1 protein-coding gene is annotated in these 251 nt (G+C 73.3%); it reads left to right on the forward strand.

Annotation, left to right across the window (positions count from 1 at the left end):
- Positions 1-251: hypothetical protein (locus G3576_RS31120; RefSeq protein WP_164698350.1), on the forward strand; the 251-nt coding region annotated here is incomplete at both ends.

Here is a 251-nt window from a genome sequence, read left to right on the forward strand (position 1 = left end):
CTCGGCGCCGTCACCACCACCCAGCTCGCCGGCCTCACCTCCACCCAGGTCAGCGGCCTCACCACCACCCAGGTCGCCGCCCTCACCACCACCCAGCTCGCCGGCCTCGGCTCCACCCAGATCGCCGGCCTCACCTCCGGCCAGGTCGCCTCGCTCACCACGACGCAGATCGGCGCACTCACCACGACCCAAGTCGGCGCCCTCTCCACCGCCCAGATCCGCGGCATGGAGACCACCGACCTCGCCGCCCT

Origin of the sequence: Falsiroseomonas algicola, assembly GCF_011040385.1 — a bacterium.
GTDB classification, from domain to species: Bacteria; Pseudomonadota; Alphaproteobacteria; order Acetobacterales; family Acetobacteraceae; genus Falsiroseomonas; species Falsiroseomonas algicola.